This is a genomic window from Anaerolineales bacterium, assembly GCA_022866145.1.
Taxonomy (GTDB): Bacteria; Chloroflexota; Anaerolineae; order Anaerolineales; family E44-bin32; genus PFL42.
On sequence record JALHUE010000258.1, the window covers coordinates 1 to 4853 of the forward strand.

Consider the following 4853-nt stretch of genomic DNA (forward strand, 5'->3'; position numbering starts at 1 on the left):
GCGACTAGCAGCCAGCAGCTAGGTAGTCGCTAGATACTAGTCTCTAGCTGCTTTCGAGAACAAGGAGCCCTACATGCTGAAGTCTCCACCCAGCGGCATCATCCCGGCCATGGTGACGCCATTTACCCGGGAACAGGAAGTCAACGAGAAGGCCCTGCGCCGGCTGGTCAACCATTGCATCGAGGGCGGGGTTCACGGCGTCTTCGCCGTCGGCAGCCAGGGTGAGTTCTGGGCGCTGACACCGGAGGAGAAACGGAGGATCTGGGAAGCGGTTGTAGACGAAACCCGCGGCCGGGTGCCGGTGTACGCTGGCACCGTCGGGGTCACCACCCGCGAGACGATTGCTCTGACCCGGATGGCCAAGGAAGCTGGGGTCGATGCGGTCTCGATCCTCACGCCGTATTTCATCTCGCCCAGCGATGACCAGCTGTTCGATCACTACCAGGCCGTGGCGGAAGCGGTCGACATCCCGATCCTGCTGTACACCAATCCGGCCCGCACCGGCGTCAAGATCTCGGTCGGCCTGCTGGAACGCTTGACCAGGGTGCCGGGGATTGTCGGCCTGAAGGACTCGAGCGGCGATCTGGAGCTGACAGCGGAGTACATCCGGGCCGCTCCGCCCGAGTTCTCCGTCCTGATGGGCCGAGACACGTTGATCTACGCCGGCCTGCTGTACGGCACCCGCGGTGGGATTGCCGCCACGGGCAACGTCAAGCCGGCGCTGGTGGCCGAGATCTACGACAAGTTCATCGCCGGCGATCTGCCGGGAGCGCTGCAAGCCCAGCGGGCGCTGGCGCCGCTGCGCCTGGCCTTCACCTGGGGCTCCTTCCCGGTGGTGATCAAAGAGGCCCTCGACCTGATGGGCATGGAAGGCGGCCCGGCTCGCTCACCGATCGGGCCATTGACGCCTGAACAGCGGGCACGGCTGAAAGGTGTGCTCAAGGACATGGGAGCGATCTAAGTTTGGACTCGGAAGGCGCCGCTCTGGCACGCTGGTGGGAGGTAGAAGGATGAAAGGAACAATGAAGGCGGTACGCAAGACCCGCACGCAGCCGGGGCTGGATCTGGTCGACATCGACATCCCATCGATCAAGCCGGACGAGGCTTTGGTCAAGGTGTTCTCAACCGCCATCTGCGGCTCTGATATCCATTTCTACAACTGGGACGAGTTTGCCCAGCGGAGGCTCAAACCACCGCTGACCATCGGACATGAGTTCAGCGGCGAGATCATCGAGGTCGGCCCCGCCGTGCGGGAGTTCAAGGTGGGCGATTACATCACCGCCGACAGTCACATCGTGTGCGGTGTATGCGAAGTCTGCAAGATGGGGCTGCAGCATATCTGCCAGAACCTAAAGATCTTCGGCAACGATGTCGACGGCTCGTTTGCCCAGTACGTGGCCGTGCCGGAGACCTCGCTCTGGCATTTGTCACGCGAGGTGCACCCGGATATCGGGGGCATCATGGAGCCGCTGGGTGGAGCGGTCCAGGCGGTGCTGATCGAGCCGGTCACGGCCAAGTACGTCGTGATCTACGGCGATGGGCCGATGGCCCTGCTGGCGGCGGGTGTGGCCCGCGCCTCCGGGGCGCGCAAGGTTTCGCTGGTCGGGATGGTGCCCAGCCGGCTGGAGGTCGCCAAGCGCATGGGCGCCGAGGCAGTCTTCAACATCAACGACAGCCTGGACTTCGTGCAGGCGATCAAGGATGACACCCGCGGCCTCGGCGCCGATGTCGTGCTCGAGATGGCAGGAGCCGCAGCATCGATCAAGAACGCCTTCGACTCGGTGCGCAAGGGCGGGCGAGTGACCCTGTTCGGCATCAGCCCCAAGCCGGTCGAGCTGGATATCAATTTCTCGATCATCCTGCGGCAGGTCACGGTGCGCGGGGTTGCCGGGCGTCATATGTGGGACACCTGGCGGCTGATGGACGGGCTGCTGGCCTCGGGTCAGCTGGATCCGAGCCCGGTGATCACCCACCGCTTGCCGCTGGAGAAGTTCGACGAAGGGTTCAAGCTTCTAACGACGGGAAGCCGGGAGGGGATCAAGATCATGCTGCACCCGAACGGCACACCCTGAGCGGATGCGGCAGGGGAGATTGGCAAGTGGGCGGGTGCAGATAGCAGGCCAATGCGGCTCACGCTCCGCCCCGGCTCCGGGCAGGGGCCTTCCGGTTGTCCAGCTCGTCATGTGGGCAGGAGAGGAGTTGTAGGCATGGGTTCTAAAGGTGATGAGATCAACTACCACGAGATCGAGATCGTCGGCGACGGCCGCGGCACGATGCAGGGCGACTACCTGTTGAACAAAGACCGCCCGATGGACCGCATCCGCTGGGCGATCGAGTGCTTCCCGGAGTGGGGCCAGTTCCTCAACAAGCAGATCGAGAGCACCCAGGTCGAGAAAGGCACCTATGCCTTCTGGTGGACGGGCGGCATGGGGTTTGTGCTCAAGTCGCCCGGCGGGGCAGTGCTCCTGGTCGACAATTACGCCGGCCCTGCACACTACACCGAGTATGCCTACTGCGGTGTGTGCCGCACGACGGGCTCGCCGACCATCGACTGGATGCGGCTGAACCCGCAGGTGATCGACATCTTCGGTTTTGAGACGCTGGATGGCGTGTTCTGCTCGCACCAGCATGCCGACCACACCGACATCTACACCTTGAAGGCGACCACCCAAACCAGCAAGTGCCCGTTCTATGCCCCGCTGTCTTCGGTCGAGCGCATGCGTGTCTTCCAGGTGCCGGAGGACCGGATCAACATCGTCCGGCCGGGGCAGAGCTACAAGTTCAAAGACGTGCAGGTCGATATCCTGCCGAACTACGACCGGATTGCCACCATGACCGGAGGCCCGGGGGTCAAGGTCGAGCCGGGGATCCGCCGGCCGTTCGATGATGTCTCGGTTACCTTCTTCTTCAAGATCGGTGGCCACAACTTCTGCCATCTGGCGGACTCGCTGTTCCAGAACGCCTATGTCACCTTCAAGAAGTACAACATCGACGTTCTCTCCTTGAACATCGGCTACAACGCGCCCGGGGGGACGGACAAGATGACCCCCTACGACGCCGTGCGCACGGCAGAGGCGATCGGCGCCAAAGTCCTGATGCCGATGCATTGGGACAATTGGGGCAACACCACGGTCGATCCGGAAGAGGTCGTGTGGGTCGCCAAGCGCCACGTGCCGGACCTGAAGATCATCATCCCGCAGTGGGGCGTGAAGTGGGTGTTCCCCGTTCAGGCCGACATCGGCAGGATGAAGTTTGACGACTGGCGCGAGCGCTACCGGCCCGAGATGTCGTGGGAGTATGGCGAGCCAGCGATGGAAGCCGCCAAGAAGCGCGGCGACTTCGTGCCGTACTAGTCACAGGAGCCGGGCAGGGATTTCGCATGGCCAAAGTAGGGTTTATCGGATTGGGGTTGATGGGTGCGCCGATGGCAGCCAACGTCGTCCGCAGCGGGCACGCGCTGACGGTGTACAACCGAACCGCCGGCAAAGCCCGAGCGCTGGCGGCTCTAGGGGCGCAGGTCGCCTCCACGCCGGCCGACGTGGCGCGGGCCAGCGAGGTGGTGATCACCATGCTGACCGACGTCGAAGGCGTGCGGGCCGTGCTCGACGGACCGCAGGGGCTACTGGTCGGCGGCCGGCCGGGCAGCGTCCTGATTGACATGAGCACGATTTCGCCCGAACAGGCGAAAAGCAACGCCGGGCGCATTGCGGCCGACGGTTGGAACATGCTCGACGCCCCGGTCTTCGGCAGCACCGGTCCGGCGAAAGACGGCACGCTGGGGATCATGGTCGGCGGCGATCGCCAGCTATTCGAGCGTTACAAGGACCTGCTGGGCTGCATGGGTAAGCACCTGTTCTACATGGGGCCACAGGGCGCCGGCGCCACGACCAAGCTGGCCTTCAATCTGCTGGTCGGGGCGCAGCTGGCCTCGCTGGCCGAGTCGATGGCGCTGGCCGCCAAGGGCGGGATCGACGTCAGGACGATGGGCGACGTGATCCTGGCCAGCGGCGTGGTCTCGAACCTGCTCCAGCGCAAGGTGGGCAACATCACCGCCGGCAATTTCACCCCGGCCTTCCCGCTCAAGCACATGAAGAAGGACCTGGGGCTGATGATCGAGATGGGGCATGCCAGCGGCACCCCGCTGCCCGTGACCGCCGCCGTGCACCAGCTGTTCAGCACCGCCCAGTCCCGCGGCCACGGTGAGGAAGACGCGATTGCGATCTACTGCCTGTTGGCAGAGCTTTCCGGCTTGGGGACTTCGGCTCCTCGAGAGGAGGGAGTAGCGTGAAGGACATGCAGTACTTCGCCCCCACCACGCTGAAGGAAGCCCTTCAGCTGAAAGGGAAACACGGCTCGAGCCTCAAAGTGCTGGCCGGCGGCACGGACCTGGTGCGGGACATGAACATCGAGTTCAAGATCCCGGACAGCGTGCTGTGGGTCGGCAAGCTGAGGCTGGAGTACATCCGGCTGCAGGACGGCCAGATCCATATCGGCGCTGCCACTCGCATGCAGACGGCTGGCTCGTCCAGGCTGCTGCAGGAGAAGGCCACGGCGCTGGCGCAGGCGGCGGCCAAGATGGCCAGCCCGCCGGTGCGCTCGCTGGCGACGCTGGGTGGCAACCTGTGCACGGCCTCGCCGGCCGGGGACACGGTGTGCGCCATGCTCGGCCTGGGAGCGTCGGTGGTGTTGGCCTCCAGCCGGGGCAAGCGGGTCGTGCCGCTGGCGGAGTTCTTCCTCGGGCCGAACAAGACCGTGATCCAGCCGGGCGAGATCCTGACGGAGATCTTGATCACCCCCACCGGCAGGAATGAGGGCTCGGCCTACGCCAAGATCGGCCGCCGCGCCGCCCTGAC

General features: G+C 64.5%; 5 protein-coding genes. All 5 read left to right on the forward strand.

Annotated features, from left to right (window positions below):
• The first annotated feature begins 73 nt into the window (after positions 1-73).
• On the forward strand, positions 74-961 hold the full coding sequence (dapA, locus tag MUO23_08030; GenBank protein ID MCJ7512903.1) for a 4-hydroxy-tetrahydrodipicolinate synthase: 888 nt from the start codon (positions 74-76) through the stop codon (positions 959-961).
• A 49-nt stretch (positions 962-1010) separates the two neighbouring features.
• A complete protein-coding gene (locus tag MUO23_08035) occupies positions 1011-2072 on the forward strand; it encodes an alcohol dehydrogenase catalytic domain-containing protein (GenBank protein ID MCJ7512904.1) in 1062 nt (353 codons plus the stop codon).
• A gap of 135 nt (positions 2073-2207) precedes the next feature.
• Positions 2208-3353, forward strand: coding sequence for an MBL fold metallo-hydrolase (locus MUO23_08040; GenBank protein ID MCJ7512905.1), 1146 nt, complete (start codon positions 2208-2210; stop codon positions 3351-3353).
• Positions 3354-3379: 26 nt separating this feature from the next.
• On the forward strand, positions 3380-4288 hold the full coding sequence (locus MUO23_08045) for an NAD(P)-dependent oxidoreductase (GenBank protein ID MCJ7512906.1): 909 nt from the start codon (positions 3380-3382) through the stop codon (positions 4286-4288).
• Positions 4289-4293: 5 nt separating this feature from the next.
• On the forward strand, positions 4294-4853 hold a 560-nt coding region (locus MUO23_08050; protein ID MCJ7512907.1), incomplete at its 3' end, for an FAD binding domain-containing protein.

Coding starts and splice junctions, on each gene's coding strand:
- dapA (MCJ7512903.1), top strand. CDS start 74: ATGCTGAAGTCTCCACCCAGCGGCATCATCCCGGCCATGGTGACGCCA.
- MUO23_08035 (MCJ7512904.1), top strand. CDS start 1,011: ATGAAAGGAACAATGAAGGCGGTACGCAAGACCCGCACGCAGCCGGGG.
- MUO23_08040 (MCJ7512905.1), top strand. CDS start 2,208: ATGGGTTCTAAAGGTGATGAGATCAACTACCACGAGATCGAGATCGTC.
- MUO23_08045 (MCJ7512906.1), top strand. CDS start 3,380: ATGGCCAAAGTAGGGTTTATCGGATTGGGGTTGATGGGTGCGCCGATG.